The 14,991-nt window shown below is 69.4% G+C and carries 11 protein-coding genes; 4 read left to right on the top strand and 7 right to left on the bottom strand.

Annotation, left to right across the window (positions count from 1 at the left end):
- Window positions 1–479 precede the first annotated feature (479 nt).
- Entirely contained in the window at window positions 480–647 is a 168-nt protein-coding gene (locus BLT82_RS37515) for a hypothetical protein (protein WP_167746189.1), read from the top strand.
- A gap of 155 nt (window positions 648–802) precedes the next feature.
- A complete protein-coding gene (locus tag BLT82_RS35175; protein ID WP_167746190.1) occupies window positions 803–1,480 on the top strand; it encodes a DnaB-like helicase C-terminal domain-containing protein in 678 nt (225 codons plus the stop codon).
- 107 nt (window positions 1,481–1,587) lie between these two features.
- Here BLT82_RS35175 and BLT82_RS35180 read toward each other — a convergent pair whose 3' ends face one another.
- Genes BLT82_RS35180 through BLT82_RS35185 form a run of 3 tightly spaced genes read right to left on the bottom strand, consistent with a single transcriptional unit; the run spans window position 1,588 to window position 3,745 of the window.
- Complete coding sequence (locus BLT82_RS35180; RefSeq protein WP_143041593.1) at window positions 1,588–2,550, bottom strand: hypothetical protein; 963 nt, start codon at window positions 2,548–2,550, stop codon at window positions 1,588–1,590.
- 53 nt (window positions 2,551–2,603) lie between these two features.
- On the bottom strand, window positions 2,604–2,750 hold the full coding sequence (locus tag BLT82_RS38470) for a hypothetical protein (RefSeq protein ID WP_244529916.1): 147 nt from the start codon (window positions 2,748–2,750) through the stop codon (window positions 2,604–2,606).
- Window positions 2,726–3,745, bottom strand: a complete 1,020-nt coding sequence (locus tag BLT82_RS35185; RefSeq protein WP_244529918.1) for a hypothetical protein — start codon at window positions 3,743–3,745, stop codon at window positions 2,726–2,728. The genes BLT82_RS38470 and BLT82_RS35185 overlap by 25 nt, the downstream gene beginning before the upstream one ends.
- 190 nt (window positions 3,746–3,935) lie before the next feature.
- On the opposite strand from BLT82_RS35185, the gene BLT82_RS35190 reads away from it, so the two are divergent.
- Window positions 3,936–5,039 (top strand): hypothetical protein, encoded by a 1,104-nt coding sequence (locus BLT82_RS35190; protein WP_208868131.1) that lies wholly within the window; start codon window positions 3,936–3,938, stop codon window positions 5,037–5,039.
- A gap of 256 nt (window positions 5,040–5,295) precedes the next feature.
- On the opposite strand, the gene BLT82_RS35195 is transcribed toward BLT82_RS35190, so the two are convergent.
- From BLT82_RS35195 to BLT82_RS35205, 3 genes are read right to left on the bottom strand one after another with little or no spacing between them, the layout of a single operon-like run.
- On the bottom strand, window positions 5,296–6,336 hold the full coding sequence (locus tag BLT82_RS35195) for a hypothetical protein (RefSeq protein ID WP_093662354.1): 1,041 nt from the start codon (window positions 6,334–6,336) through the stop codon (window positions 5,296–5,298).
- On the bottom strand, window positions 6,336–7,127 hold the full coding sequence (locus BLT82_RS35200; RefSeq protein ID WP_244529919.1) for an AAA family ATPase: 792 nt from the start codon (window positions 7,125–7,127) through the stop codon (window positions 6,336–6,338). The genes BLT82_RS35195 and BLT82_RS35200 overlap by 1 nt, the downstream gene beginning before the upstream one ends.
- Window positions 7,102–8,625 carry a Mu transposase C-terminal domain-containing protein gene (locus tag BLT82_RS35205; protein ID WP_244529922.1) on the bottom strand — a complete coding sequence of 508 codons (1,524 nt, stop codon included), beginning with the start codon at window positions 8,623–8,625 and terminating at the stop codon, window positions 7,102–7,104. Before BLT82_RS35205 ends, BLT82_RS35200 begins: the two co-directional genes overlap by 26 nt.
- A 764-nt stretch (window positions 8,626–9,389) precedes the next feature.
- Between BLT82_RS35205 and BLT82_RS35210 the strand changes: the two genes are divergently transcribed.
- Entirely contained in the window at window positions 9,390–11,789 is a 2,400-nt protein-coding gene (locus tag BLT82_RS35210) for a 2OG-Fe(II) oxygenase (protein ID WP_093662358.1), read from the top strand.
- A gap of 163 nt (window positions 11,790–11,952) precedes the next feature.
- Here BLT82_RS35210 and BLT82_RS35215 read toward each other — a convergent pair whose 3' ends face one another.
- Complete coding sequence (locus tag BLT82_RS35215) at window positions 11,953–14,445, bottom strand: DEAD/DEAH box helicase (RefSeq protein ID WP_093662360.1); 2,493 nt, start codon at window positions 14,443–14,445, stop codon at window positions 11,953–11,955.
- Window positions 14,446–14,991: the final 546 nt, after the last annotated feature.

Here is a 14,991-nt window from a genome sequence, read left to right on the forward strand (position 1 = left end):
CGGCTCCGGTCGCCCCGTCGTCTCCCCAGCCCTGGCGGCACCGTCAGGGCTGGGGCGGCGAGGGGCGGCGCGTCTACCGGCGGACCCGGTCCACGCTCAGATGGTCGAACACGTAGGACGGCCGGACCCGGTGATCTTCCGCAGCGTCCTGAACGACGGCTCGCAACTCCTCGCCTTCTACACCGGCGAGTGCCACGCTCCTTGGTCCCCAGCGAGCTGAACACCATATCGGTCACGGGCCCCGGCAACGGGCCCGCCGGTGGCGTGAACCGGCCCTTTCGGCCACCTGAGGCAACTGGCTATCCTCTACGGCACGTGCTTCGTCTGCGCGTGCCACGGCTCAGACCCACCTCTGGCCGAAGGCGAACCTGAGCGGCCGCTCGGAAGGCGTGAACAGCGGTGCCCGCAGACGTGACCGTGATGTCCCGCGCACCTGGCACGCCGGGGTGGGACGGCACAGCCAGCGCGCAGGAGCTGTCATGACTCGGAACATCACCCACCAGCAGCGCATCGCCAGGGATCTGAACGCCGCCGTGGGATGCGGCTACCAGGAAGCACTGCGCCGCGTCAGGCAAGCCGCAGCCGCCGGCTGCCTGCCCACCCCCCCCTCGACGCCCAGGGGCGAGCAGCGGCCGTCGACCTCCTGACCCGCGAAGCCACCACTGTGAGCGCCGTCCGGACAACACCCCCCACCAGCCCTCAGCCCACGACACAACCCCCCGCGCCGTCGCGGTGCCTCTGGCCGTGGGGCGCGGACGCCGCCGCGCTGGCATCCCTTGCCCCGAGGACGGTGACGGCACTGGTGTCACTGCCGACGGCCGGCCGCTCCACCCTGGCGCTGAACGTCGCCCTGCACAACGCACAGCAGCCCATCGGCGCCCTGTTCACCTCCGGGGAGATCACCAGCAAGGCCCTGGCCCAGAAGGTCATCGCCGCCCGATACGGTTTCGACGTACGTTCGCAGGTCCCTCCCGGCGGCTGGGAGACGTTCAAGGCCACCGCAGTGCCCGAACTCGACGCCACCCCTCTGCTCCGGCACGGCGCGCGAGTGGGTACCAGCGCGCGCGACAGCCTTCGAGCCGGTCTGCTGGCCGCAGCCCGCAGAGGCTTCACGCTCAGGCTGTGGGTCGTCGACTCCCTCTGGCACTTCAGCGACTTTACCGACCAGGGGCGCGACACGGCCGCGACCATGGCAGAACTCCGGTCCCTGGCCCGCGCATACAACTTGGCCGTCCTGGTCACTTCGCAGGTCGTCACCGAAGACCCGGACGACCCTGACGTCCCGGTCACCGCCGCGCACCTGCCGGCCGGCATGGCCGACTACAGCGACCGGGTCCTCGTCCTGGACCGGCCAGGCGCCCAGGGCAGATGGGGCACCACCCTCTACCCTTCCGCAGCGATTCTGCGCCGAGTGACTGGCCCGGGACCCGCGATCGAACTCGAGCTGGAGCCGGAACACTGCCGCTTCGTCTCCCTCTGAGGGCCTCCCCGCCAACGGCCTGGCCCTGACCATCTCCTCAGAGCCAGGCCCACGCGACCAGGATCGATACCAGCGGGGCGGCGAAGACGGTACGGCGCACGAGGGGATCACGTGCCGCTTTCGCCGAGTAGGAGGCGTGCATCGTCCTGCGCTTGCTGCCGCCACTTCCGCTGACGGTCGAGGACCGCCACGGTGCGCCGGCGGACGGTCAGAAGCGCTTGGTGCGGGTCCTTGCCGTAGTAGTCCCCCAGCGTCTGCACCAAGTCCTCGAACGCACCCAGAACGGCCAGCACCGCCGCGGTGACGATCTCCGGGTCGGCTCGCATGACCGGTTGGTCGTCCTCGTCGGAGGCGAAGGCCTGGGCGACCATCCACACGGTGCTGTGGGAGGCCGCGGAGGATATGCGGTACCAGGCAGGAAGATGTGTGGGCCGCTTCGCGGCGATGTTGGTGAGGTCCACCTTGAAGGGCGCCTTGACCGCCCCCAGCACGGCCGAGCTCGGGTGACCCCGCTTGTCCAGGCCGATGCTCATTCCGGCGCGCTGGACGGTCCGCTCGGCCAACTGCCAGATCTTCTCCGCTTCCGGGACCGCCTGCACGCCGACGTCCTTGGCCGCGACCTGATGCTGCCGGGCGCCGTTGAGCCACGCGGCGGCGATGCGCACCGCACGCTGCTCGGGGCTGAGTCCGGGCTCGTAGAGATGGCACACGCGGATGGCGCCCTCCTGCACGACGCGGGAGAGCGAGACGAGCGACCATATGGCCACGGGCTCGCCCACCAGAGTCCGCTCGATCGCCTGGACATGATCGACGATGTTCCCGAGAGTGAGCTGAGTGCTCCAGCTCGCCCACGCCCACAACCGGGAACGTGCTGTGCGGTGCCGGTGATGTGAGGAACTGACCCAGCCCGCATCGGCGGGCGACATCCCCTCGACCGCGGTGCCTTCGGTGAGACTCCCGACGAAGGCGTCGAGTGACTCGACGGCATGGCGCAGCGTACGCGCACCCTCGTCCACCACTTCCCTGGGCACGCCGAGCCGACGCGGATCGGAGGCTGCATCTCGATTCATCTTGGCGACCGTACACGTCCCCTCGAAGGGCAGCTTCACTGCGGCAGGCCGCGTCACAGAGCCGGCTTCTGGTGCCGTGCGAGGAGACTGGTGAAGAAGGACTCCAACAGCTGCCTGCCGCCCGGAGCGGTGAGTTCCCAGCCGCCGAAGCGGTAGATCTCATATCCGGCGAGCCTCAGCCGACGGTCCTCGGCGACCATCTCCGCGTACAGCCGCGGAACCGCGGTATGCGTGATGCGCCCTTGCTCGTCGGGCGGGTTGGGCCGGCCGTAGTGCTGTACTCCGTCGACCTCGATGACGATGCGGGAGCGGTCCGGGCCAAGAGCAGGAAGTCCATCCGCTGCCGGTACAACGCGCCGGACTGCTTGCCGCTCTTGCGCGTGTAGGGGTCGTAGTGCAGGTAGACCTGGGGGATCAGCGCGGGCAGGTCGAAACCTCCTTCCTCGGCGTACCGGGCACAGTAGGTGATCATGAGGAGCTGCTCGGGCTTCGAGTCCAGCGACCGGTACAGACGCCGGTACAGCCCCTCGGCGGCCGTCTTCTCGTCGGCGCCCGGCTGGTGGTTCTTCTGCCACCAGGCGGCCATCTGCCGCCAGGTGAGCCCGTGAGGGGGCAGCGGGTCGGTGAACACCAGGCACGTGTCGGCGTGACGGACGATCTCGACCTCGTTGTTCACCGCGTCCCGCAGCACGATCTCCGGCTTGACCCCGTCGGCGGCGAAGATCAGGTTCTTGAAGCTGCCCGACGGCCCCTTGGTGAAACGCCGTTCGTACTCCAGCTCCTGCAGGTCCTCCAGCGCGTCCCGCGTGGGGCCGAGGATCTGCTCGATGCAGTCCCGCCGCGCCTTCCAACTGCCGCTCATATCGTTGGCGCGCCAGTAGCTGCCGAACCCGCGCGGCCCGTCGAAGGTACGAAACGGCCAGACGGGCGGCTTGAGGGCCAGGCGCTCCAGGACGGCGCGGTGCGCCTTGATGACCAGGGGCACGCTCTCGTCGTCCAGATGCCGACCCTGGTCGTCGGTGCCGTAGGAGACGAAGTCGTGGTGAAGCAGCCGGGTCAGCGCGATTGCCACGTCCAGGTCGGTGTGCCCGGCAGGCGGACCGAACCGTAGGGATTCGACCAGTTCGATATCGAGCACCCAGGGCTGCGCCCATCCGTCACCGCTGCTGAAGAACGCCGTCAGCTCCATACCCACCCCCGTAGTGATCCTCCAGGACATCGTCGGCCGCCGACAACGCGGCCGCCAGAGACCAGGCCCCTTCCCTTGCCGCTGGACGTGCTGGCAGGTCCCCACTCGGCCAACGGCTACCGGCCTCGTACCTCCGGCGCGAGCAGGGCTGTGTTCTGTCGGCGGCATTGTCACACCGGCCCGCTACGGTTCGGGCATGGCTGCGCACACCTCGGGTCCCAACGGACTCGTCCCCATACACATCGCTGTCCGCGACCCCGCCCAGATGGAAGAGCTCGATCCGCGAGCCAACGACTACGTACGTGGCCTCTTCGCGGCCTCGGCCAAGTACGCGGGCATCTCCTGGGCCAAGCATGGGGCCGAGCCGCGCTGGCTCGACATGGACACCAGCACCTGCGCCGTCGCCATCAACCCGAGCCACTTTTCCGGCAACGGCGCCGACGAGTTCGACAGGTTCCTGTCCGGGGCGGCCTCGCGCGGCGAGCCCGCGCTCATCATCGCGACGATGGGCACGGCGGACAACGATGATGTCCCCGTGCGGTCGGTCTTCGGCCCGCCCGGCGGCCGCGTGGACTTCCGCAACTTCACCGGCGCGGTTGTCGGCAAGCGGCTGCTCGCGGGGGCGGAGGTCTCTCTGGTTCCCGGTCTGGACAGGGTTGATCACGACCTTGGACTGAGACTCCGCAACCGCCCGTCCAGCGTCCCCTGGTGGGCGATGACCCTGCAGGCGAGCACCGTAGCGGGCTCACGGGGGACCATGGTTCGCGAGCCCGAAGGCGAGCTGGCGCCGATCCTCGTCGACAGCCTGGGCGAGCCCGTCGTCGCACGCTGGACATCCCCCGACGGTCAGCAGATCTGGTACATCATCCCTGACGGGGTCGACTGGAATCAGATCGTCGACTGGCTCGTCCAGCGCTCCCTGCCCGAACACGTACCTGCCGCACTGCGCCGCGTCCGCTCACGCCACCATCTCGACCCCGCCCTGGAAACCCCCGCCGAGACGCAGGCACGCAGTGCCCTTGAGGAGCTGGAGCGCCGCTACCTGGAGGACAAGGCCCGCCTGAAAGACGACCTGGAGCAGGCGAGGCAGGAGGCCGAACCCGTACGGAACGGTCTGCTCTACGGCAGCGGCAGCGAGCTGGAAGACGCGGTAGCCGTGGTGCTGCGTGCCGCCGGCTTCGCCGTCACCGATCTGGACGAGGAGCTGGGAGACACCCTGTCGGCAGACCTGCTCGCCGTGCTGAACGGGGCCACGTGCCTGGTCGAGGTGAAGGCCGCCGCAGGGGCACCCGGGGAGTGATGATCTGCGGGGTTCTGTCGGTGGTGGTTCGGCATCGTGATGTCAGTGCGGGAGATATGGGCATTGTGCAGGTCGGTTCGTTGCCGTGCGGGTTTCGGGTGGTGACATGGATGCCGATTTGGTGCTGACGTTTTTGGTGTCTGAGCAGGTCGGTTGGTTGCCGGTTGGTACAGCGGGGAGCGCGTTGCCGCTGGTCATGAGTGTGTCGGCGATGGGCCGGGTGTCGGGGGCTGTGGGAGGCGGGGCATGTCGCCTTCTACCGGTGGTGGCCGAGTGTGTAGCGGATTCCTGTTGCGGTGAGGCGGAGTTGTTCGCCGTCTCGGGCGGTGATGAGGGGGAAGAGTGGGCTGTTCGGTGCACGGTCCTTGAGCTGTCCGTGGATGCCGGCCGCGCGTATCAGGGGCCGCGCCCAGGCGGGGAGGGGGTAGAGCCGGCATCGGCGGTGGGCGGTGCTGTCGTGGACTTTGACGGCGGTCGCTGTTTCGTTGATGTCGATGCCGCAGATGAGCGCGAGTCGGCTGATGTCTGCCCCGGTGACCGCGTGGATGGTCAGGGCTGTCGCGTGCAGGGGGTGCGCCACGGTGTTCAGCCGGGCGGCGAGGACGTCTGGTGGTGTGCGGCTCTGTCCTCGTGCGGGTGGTGCGCCGGTCTTCGTGGAAGTGAGCTCGGGCGCGCCTTGGCACCGGGCGCGTTTCGGACGGTCTGTCACCACGCCGTCCGGCCATGCCGGGGAGGTGATCCACTGTGCGTCGTCCGGGCTGGAGGCAGGTCCGGTGGTCGCTTGCTGGCCGGTGCTGTGCGTGTCGTCCGGTGGGTGGCCCGTGTGGTCCAGGACCGCACGGGCCTGGGGGAGGGTGTCGATGATGTGGTGCGGGGTCTGTTCGAGGAGCGTTCTCAGGGCTGGGCCGGCGGGCCGGTGCCACAGGAGGGTGAGGTGGATACCGCAGTGTTTGCGCAGGGTGAGTAGTTGTTCCTGGCGTGCGTGTGTGAGGCGGTCGGTGCGGCAGACGATGAGATGCCGGATGTGGTGGGTGAGGATCCAGGTGGCGACGGCGTCCCAGGCGGGGCGTTGGGAGTCGGCCCAGGTTCCGTAGGTTCCTCCGCCCTGGGGGAGGCGTTTGCCCAGGGCGTAGAGCAGGTCGTGGGCGAGGGCGGCGGGTGCGCCGTTGGCGGGGCTGGGGTCGAGGGTCAGGCGACCCAGGGCAGGTTCGTGTGCGGCATGAGCGGCGGCCGTCCAGGCGGGGTGGTCGTCTTTGTCGACGAGGACGGTGACGGATGGGAGGCCGCCGGCCGTCACTACATGCCGCCGATCTTGCTGTAGACCCAGCGTACGAGGTCTTCGTCGACCTGTTTGAGGCCGAGTTTCTTCATGCCGGAGAGGATGTGGGTGGTGATGTTGGCCCAGTTGCGGAAGCTGCCGTGGGCGGCCTGTTTGTCGATCGCGTCGATCAGTGCGGTGTCGACGTCTGCCCAGATGGGGTGGAAGGCGGGGATCGTGGCCCGTACCTCGTCTTTGGACATGCGGGTGAACTCCTGCCAGATGAAGATCCGGGAGGCGAGCATGGGTTCGCGGCGCAGGACCTTGTAGCAGCCGTCGCCTCCGGCGAAGATCACGGCGATGTTGGTGCGTTTGTCGTCCCACAGGTGGCGCCAGAACTCGAACCCGGTCTTCTTCATCCACTGCGCCTCGTCGCAGACCAGGACCCGGAACTCCTCGGCGAGTGCTTCCTTGAGGAGGGTGTCGAACTCGATCGGGCGGGTTGGCGGCTCACCCGGGAGCCCGAGCGCCTGGAAGAGACCGTGTCGGATGTCGCGCGGGGTCGGTCCGGCCCGTAGTTCCAGGCGGTGGGTGATGTCCGGGGCGAGGTGGCGCAGCGCGGAGTTCACTGACATCGTCTTGCCGGATCCGGCCGGCCCGTAGACGCACATCATGGCCTTGGCCTCGATGACGGCCTCGATGTTGTCCCGGGTGGTCAGCAGTGTGTCGGTGCCGACCAACTGGGCCTGTTCCAGGCCCAGGAAGTGGTCTTCGCTCTCGTCGGGCAGCAGCCCGTAGTCCAGGTCAGCGATCATCAGCTTGGTCCTCATCAGGGGTGGGTATGCGCGCCGTCCTGGGGCGGGCCCAGGTATCGGGTGCGGGGCCGTGCGGAACCAAGTCGGGGCGGGCTAGCGCACGGCGGTCCGTCTGCGCCGCCGCGCCCAGTTCCTCTTCGGCCTGTGCGGAGGTCGAAGAGGTGAGTGGCCTGGGCGGGGCGGCGGTGGTGGAGGCTTCGAAGCGCCGGCGGCGCAGCTTCTCCGCGGCCTTCAGATCGGCCTTGAGCCGCCGGGCGGCCGCGGTCCGTGCGGCCTGGACGGAGCGGATCTGCTCCCGGCTCGCCGCAGCGGCCAGGAACGCCGACCCGAGATGGCGGCCGGTCGCGGCGTCGAAGACCTCGATGGTGTCGTCGTGATGGGGCAGGTGGCGTACCGAGACCTTCGTGCCGGTACGGCCGTTCATCCACGGGGCGAGGTAGTCGCGGCGGCGCCACCGCACCCCGCTGGTACTGATCGTGTACGTACGGCCGTCGTCCTCCAGGGCGAACGTCGCCAGCTGCCCCGCGGACACGTCCGTGAGCGGGGTCGCGTCGGCCTGCCACGCCTGGATGGGGGTCCTCCCGTTCAGCGCGGACGGATGGTGGCGGGTGTTCCACCAGCACGCCCAGTCCAGCAGTAGTCCCACGAACGCCTCGTAGGTGAGCGGTGGGGCGTCGGGGTCGGCGAGTCGGCCGCGGTTGAGTTTCTGGCGGCCGGTGTAGCGGGGGAGTGAGACGAGGAACATCTCTTCCACCGCGTCGTTCAGCGCCTCGATCGTGCCCTTGAGATGCGGGCTGTAGGCGGGCAGGTCGGTGACGGGGACGGCGAGCGCGCCCATCGCCGCGGTGACCGTCTGGCACAGGAACTCCTTGCCGCGATCGACCCGGATCTGACCGGGCAGGCCGCCCACCGGTCCGAACGGCTCGCTGCGGGTGATCGCGATCCGCAGGGACGCCAGTACTGCGTCCCGGCTCGGAGCGTGCGCGGTGACCGCGGCCCCGGTGATCGCCTTGGTGGCGCAGTCGATGAACCAGGTCACCCACGGTGTGGCCAGCTCACCTTCCACATCGACTTCGACGGGCACGTGCTTGTGGTCGCCCTCCCACGCCGCGTTGCGATGCGTTGGTGGGCGCTGCCCGAACACGTCGTGAGCACGGCGGGCGGCTTCCCCACTCTTCAGCCCGGCCCGCTCGCCGCGGGTCAGGTCCCGGCGGATCGCCCGGTGCAACGTGGAGAGCGAGGGCACCGCGGGAGCGTTCGGATCGTCGGCCGCCCGCTGTACCAGCTCGGCGTGGACTCGGGAGGCATTACCGCCCCACAGCGCCAGCAGCCGCCGGACTTCGGTGGTGACCGTGAAATGGGGCGCCTCCACCCGTGCGAGGCGGTGATCCTTGCGGGCAGCGGCCAGCCACCGCCACACTGTCCGCTCCGACTTCCCCAACGCCTTTGCCACCAGGCGCACATGCGCGGCGCTCAGCTCACCGCGGCTGTCGAGGTCCAGCAGCCGGGGCATTGCCGCCGCCCGGCCCGACGTTGGCGGGAACAGGGCCACCGGACCGCCTTCGCGATCACCATCACGCCTTCCCTGCATCATGGCCCTTCCCACGAGAACCGGACGGCATGAACTGCCCTCCAGGTCCCAGGTATCGCAGCCCTTCGGCACCCTACTGACGTGAATCGGCATAAGACTGACAGCAGCCATGGTCATCCGATACAGATGTGCTCCACGTGCCGCCCAGCATGGTTGATCTGGTGCTCTGCACGGGCGCCGACGCCCGCGTCTTGTGGCCGGGGCGCGTATCCGGTGTCACTGACCCAGGTACGGGGCGTGCTGCTCGGACAGTTCGGCCGGGTGCAGGCACGTCTGGGCACGTGGTCATGTGTTGGGTACGTGAGGGGGAGCGGCGGGTGCGGTGGCGCCGGGTGGTGAGGCTGTTGATGTCTGTGGTGGCCGCGGTCAGGGCGTCCAGCCTCTCACCCCGTCCAACTGACCGCCGTCCGAGGGGTGAAAAGTCATACCGGACAAGGAAATGAGCTGTCCGCATACAAGGAGATCAACTGTCCGCTCACCCGGACGTCCCACTGTCCGTGGACAGCGACTTCGACGCCTACTGGCGCTACCACCAGCAACGCGATCACCTACGGTTCACACCATCCGCTACCGCGACATACTCACCCTCGCCGCATGACCAACAGCCCGGGAACAAGGACTGCCCGCGGCGTTAGGGTTTCCGGGACAGGCCATACGGCACGCTGCACCCCTGGGGACGAAACAGTATGGGACACGGAGCGCGGAAGCAGCTGGCGGAGCTGCTCGACGACGCGCAGCGGCGCGGGGACTTCAGCACCCGTATCGAGATGTCGGCCCGCGCGCTGCGCATCGAGGTCGACGGGGTGGGGGAACTGCCGCTGCCGCTGCGTGCCCCGGTCACCAAGAAACTGATCGCGCAAGCCCGGCAGGCATCCTTCGGTCGTGGCGAGCAGACCCTGTCCGACACCAGCGTCCGCGACACCTGGGAGATCACTCCGGACCGCATCACGCTCGGCGGCACTGACTGGGACCGCACCCTGGACGGCGTCCTCGACGGTGTCCGCACGGCGCTCGGTCTGCCGCCCACCGTCGTCCTACGTGCCGAGCCGCACGCACTGCTCGTCTACGGCAAGGGCCAGTTCTTCCTGCCGCACCAAGACTCCGAGAAGGACGACTCCATGGTGGGCACCCTGGTCGTCTCGCTGCCCTCGCACCACACCGGCGGCGAACTCGTCGTCTCGCACGCCGGCCGCAGCGTCGTCCACCAGGCGTCCCGGGATAAGCTGACCTTCGCCGCCTTCTACGCGGACTGCCTGCACGAGGTCAAGCCCGTCAAGTCCGGCTACCGCGTCACCCTCACCATGAACCTCCTCGCTGAACGCATCCGCCCGGCTGGCGAAGACGACGGGGGCCTGGTCGCCGATCTGGCCCACTGCCTGACCGAACACTTCACCGAGCCGGCCGAAGAGCGCTACGCCTACGGCCGCCAGAAGGCCGCGCCCCCGAACCGTCTCGTGTACCTCCTCGACCACGAGTACACCCAGCGCGGCCTGGACTGGGACCGCCTCAAGGGAGCCGACGCCACCCGCACTGCCCTGCTCCGCCAGGCCGCCGCGGAGGCGGACTGCGAAGCGGTCCTCGCGTTGGCCGAGGTGAAGGAGACCTGGGACGCGCATGCGCCGTATGACCGCTACGACTACTACGGCGAGGTCGAGCACTATGACGACTGCGAGGACGAGGAGTGCGAGGGTGAATGCCTCCTGGACCCCGACGGGGAACCCGGTGCTGAGCGCCGCCGCAGCGGCGACTTCTCCGACTACGAACTGAACGAGCTGATCGACGACGAGATCACGCTGAGCTGGTGGACCCGCCCGGACGGCACCGGCGGCGAGCAGATCAACCTGCCCGTTGCGTACGCCGAGGTGTGCGCCACCGCCGAGAACAAGGACCTGACGCCCTACCAGTCCGAGTACGAGGGCTACATGGGCAACTACGGCAACACCCTCGACCGCTGGTACCGGCGGGCTGCCGTGGTCCTGTGGCCCCGGCAGCGCTCGTTCACGGCCCGTGCCGAGGCCGGCTCCGAGGGCGCACTGCGGGAACTTCAGGGCCACCTGGATGCCGGGGACCTCGACCGGGCGCGCACGCTTGCCCGGTCGCTCGCCCCGTTCTGGAAGCATCACGGTTCGGGTGAGGCGGCCGCGGCGCTCTTTGCCGCCGCCCTGCCCGTCGCGGTGGGACTGCGGGAAGCGGACACTGCCACGATGCTCCTCGCGCCTTTTGGGGTGGAGACTGTGGGTGAGCGGCACGCCTCGGGTCTCGCGGCAGCGGCCGCGCGGTACGGAAGGACGTGGGCCCGCGGGGCCGTCAGCAGCTGGTTCGGCACGGTTGGCGCGTACACCGGGGCCGGCCGCGCGGCGTGGCTCGAATCGCTGCCCGGCCTGTGCACCGCGCTGCGGGCCGCCGACGGCGATGGGGACGCGATGGCCTCGCCGCTGGCCGAGGGTGCCTGGCAAGCAGTCGAGCAGCAGCTCACTAGCTGGCTCGGCGTCGGCCGCGAGACGGAGCGCCGCACAGGAATGGAGGGGCTCGGCGTATCTCTGGCCCGCGTCCTGCAGGCGGCAGGGCCCGAGACCGCCGACACTATCGCCGCCACGCTGCGCGGCCTGCCGGACACCGCCCTGGAATGCCTGCTCCCCGCCCTGCGCACAGCGGCCCGCCAGCCGACGACCATACGCGATGGCGCACCCGCCGCCCGGGCTTTTCAGACCCTCGCAGACCACTGTGAGGACCGGCTCGCCGCGGCCCTCACCCGCCCCGTACGTGCGGCCGACGACTGGTCCCTCACCCTGGCCGGGACATGCCGGACTGGCTGCGGACTCTGCCCCGACTTGGACGCCTTCCTCACCTCCCGTACCCGCCACGTCATGGAGTGGCCGCTCGCGAAGGAGGGACGCCGCCACCTCCACAGCCGCATCGACCAGGCCGGCCTGCCCGTCTCCCACACCACCCGGCGCCAGGGACGTCCCTACGTACTGGTCTTGACCAAGACGGACGCCGTCTTCACCCGTGAACAGGCGACCCGCACCCGCGCCGAGACCGACCTGGCGTGGCTGCGGGACAAATGGCCCCGGGCGCGCGGTTGAGAGGTGACACATCCGTACCTCTTCTCCCCGACAGCGATGACGAGAAGAGCGAAGGGTGCGGGTCTAAACCATTTTGGGTACGAGGGTGATGGCCTTCGGCTGGACGCGGCGGGTCGGTTTGAGCCCCCTGCCCTTCCATGTCCCGCTGCCCGTCCGGTGCCGCTTACGGCCAGCGCATTCCGATCGCCGACAGCTGCTCGACCCGCTCGGGGGAGAGCGTGGCGGCTCTGCTGCGCTGGTTGCTGATCCATGACCCCAGTTTGAGGTCTTGTTCCTCCTGGCCCTGGCCGTCGTCGCCGGTGGCGATCCGCTCGACGTGTCCCCTGGGCACCCGAAGGTGGCCCTCTCGTTCGTAGAACTGGCGGGCGGCGGCGTAGTTCAGCGCCCACTTGTCGCCCTGCGTGCGGCGTGGCTTCGGCTTCTCGTCCTCGGCCGCCGGTTCGATCCCGAGGATCTGCTCGCACATCCACTGCTGCCCGCCGGTGAGCTTGTCCCATCCAAGGCGTTGTGCCCGGACCCATCGCCCGAGGTCCTCGCCCTGATGCACGACCTCGCCCGGCGCGGTCGGCAGCACGCCGCGGACCTGAAGGTGCTGGCGGACGAGACGGAAGGCGCGCTGCCATTGAACGGGCCAGGCGGGGCACCAGGACGGGTCGATGTCCTCCAGCTGCTCGCGCCGCTCCGGGGCCAGCGTCCCGGCGCGGGCGTCGGCTCGCGCGTTCTTCAGCCAGATGCCGGCCTTGTGGCCCCGGTGGACGGCGTCGAGCGGTGCCAGGAGGTGCCCGTTCTCCTTCGCCCACCCGCGCGCCGCGGTGAGTCCTTCCTCCCACGCGACGTCACGGTGCGACCAGACCATGCCCAGCTGCTCCAGCTGCCGGGCACGTTCGGTGTCCAGGCGGCCGCGGGCGTGTCGGTGGCGGGCGTCGGCGATCCACTGGCCGAGCGGGAAGCCTGCGAGCGAGGCCGGCCACACCTGCCGCGCCCCCTCACCCGCGCCGCGCTGGCCTTTGCCCTTGTGATCGGCTTCCTGCTCCCGGCTGTCGGGTACGCGGTACGTGAACGGGATCTTCAGGCCGCCGTGGAGCCGGGTGTAGATGACGGCCGCCTCCACACCCCGCCGCCAGTGCTCCTTCTCGGGGTTGAGGACGCGCAGGCTGATGAATGCCGCGAGCGCGGCCGCATCGCGCGGGGTGCTGAACTTCAGCAGCGCCCGCGCCGGCACCGAGACAAGGATGCCGTCTTCGCCCTCGGCGTGCTCTGCGTCCTGGCCTCCTGTGCGGCTCTGGACGCCCTTGGAGCGGCTGGGGGCCTGTGGCACGGCCAATGCCTCCACGATGCGGGTGTCATGCGCCCTGAGGGCTTCCAGGAGCTTGGCGAGCCCGCCGTACGCCCGGCTGGTGAGCATGTTGTCCGCCGTTTCCCCGGGCCCGAGCAGGATCGGTACCACCAGTGAGGCGACCTTGCCCTCACCTGGCTGGATGCGCAGGGCGCGGCCGACGGCCTGGACCAGGTCGGGCATGGAGCCGCGGACGTCGGCGAAGTACACGCTGTCGCAGTTCTGGATATCGACGCCTTCGCCCAGGACCTTCGCCGATCCCAGGAAGCGCCTGGCCGTGTTCGTGCCGCCAGCGAACTCGTCCAGCACGCGGCGCCGGTGGGCCGGTGGGTGATCGCCACAGAGCCAGTCGGCCCAGACCGCGCTCGGGTACAGCTCCGGGTCGTCCGCATGCAGCTGTGCGGCGACGTCGGGCAGGCCGGCCGCGAACGCCTCGGCCTCCCTGACCAGATGGTGGAAGACCAGCGTCCTGCCGAAGGACTCCTCGGCCGACGCCTTCACCAGCGCCGTCTGAAGAGCCGCGAGCCGCGCCCCGCGCACCTCATCCGACCGGCCTTCGACGCCCAGAACCCGCGTGGCCTGCAGCTGGGTGTCGGTGATGTCCACGCACACCACCTGGTACGGCGCACAGATGCCCCAGTTGATCGCCTCGGACAACGTCAGGGTGTAGCACCTGCTGCCGAACGGCCCGTCCGGATCATCCTCCATCGACGCGACCAGCTCACCGGCTACCCCCGGCTCGGTCTCGTCGTCCAGCTGCCACAGCCTCGGCGTGGCCGTCATGTACAGCCGCCGCAGTGCGGGGATACGAGTGTTGTCGTGCACGACCGCCCAGGGCTTGCCGATCCGCCCCGAGGTCCGGTGCGACTCGTCCACGACGACCAGGTCCCAGCCCGGAAGGCCGTCCTCGTGCGCCCGCTCCAGCGTGCCGAGCCCGAGCGAGGCGTACGTGGCGAACACCGTCACCTTCTCGAACGGCCGAACCCAGTCGACCAGCTCCTCCACCGCCGTGGTGTTCGGGAAGACCGCCTGATCCCCGCGCAGCGACGACACCCCGATCATCAGCCCCTTACGGCCTCCCTCATGCCACTCGGCCTGGGTCTGCGTGAGCAGGTCCAGCGAGGGCACCAGCACCAGCACCCGGCCCGCCCCCAGCTCCTCCGCGCTGCGCACGGCCACCAGAGTCTTGCCCGAGCCGGTCGCCATAACCACCTGCGTCCGCAACCCCCGCTCGGGCACAGCCGACCGCACCGGCAGTTCGAGCGCGCGCAGCACCGCGTCGACGGCCTCGCGCTGGTGGGGACGGAGAGTCTTCGGCACGCTGCCGCTCCTTTGCGGGCTCTACTGTCGTTGATGACGCAATCGTGGTGACGTTCCGGTGGCGCGTCACGGGTGTCATCCGGTGGGGGATGCTGAGGCAAGTTTGGATCTCAGCTTCACTTTGAAGCATACTAGAGAGGCGACTTCACCGCCCGGCACTGTGTCACGCCTGACAGACCATCACTCACATTCCTGAGCCGGCCTCCACCCCACACCCGCTCCTCTTGCTGGCGCTATTTTTTGCTCCTGAAGCGAAGCGGAGGGAGCCGGTTCCGAAGGCGAAGCCCGGAAGAACCGCCGGGCGGGGGAGCGCAGCGGACCTGCCCGGAGTCTGGAGCAAAGCGGAAGACTCTTGTGAGGGCGTAGCCCTCACAAGCAAGCTCCGGGAGCGCAGCGGACGGAGCATCAATCCGCATGCGCAGCATGCGGATTGCGCGGGACGCGCAGCGTCCCGCTGGCGCTCCCGCGGAGCGGGAGCGCAACACCCGTGCGCAGCACGGGTGTTCGCTTTCATATCGCGCAGCGATATGGTACCCGCTCCGCGGG

Origin of the sequence: Streptomyces wuyuanensis, from assembly GCF_900103455.1 — a bacterium.
GTDB lineage: Bacteria > Actinomycetota > Actinomycetes > Streptomycetales > Streptomycetaceae > Streptomyces > Streptomyces wuyuanensis.

Coding starts and splice junctions, on each gene's coding strand:
- BLT82_RS35200 (WP_244529919.1), bottom strand. CDS start 7,127: ATGAGGACCAAGCTGATGATCGCTGACCTGGACTACGGGCTGCTGCCC.
- BLT82_RS35210 (WP_093662358.1), top strand. CDS start 9,390: ATGGGACACGGAGCGCGGAAGCAGCTGGCGGAGCTGCTCGACGACGCG.
- BLT82_RS37515 (WP_167746189.1), top strand. CDS start 480: ATGACTCGGAACATCACCCACCAGCAGCGCATCGCCAGGGATCTGAAC.
- BLT82_RS35205 (WP_244529922.1), bottom strand. CDS start 8,625: ATGCCCCGGCTGCTGGACCTCGACAGCCGCGGTGAGCTGAGCGCCGCG.
- BLT82_RS38470 (WP_244529916.1), bottom strand. CDS start 2,750: ATGGTCGCCGAGGACCGTCGGCTGAGGCTCGCCGGATATGAGATCTAC.
- BLT82_RS35190 (WP_208868131.1), top strand. CDS start 3,936: ATGGCTGCGCACACCTCGGGTCCCAACGGACTCGTCCCCATACACATC.
- BLT82_RS35180 (WP_143041593.1), bottom strand. CDS start 2,550: ATGAATCGAGATGCAGCCTCCGATCCGCGTCGGCTCGGCGTGCCCAGG.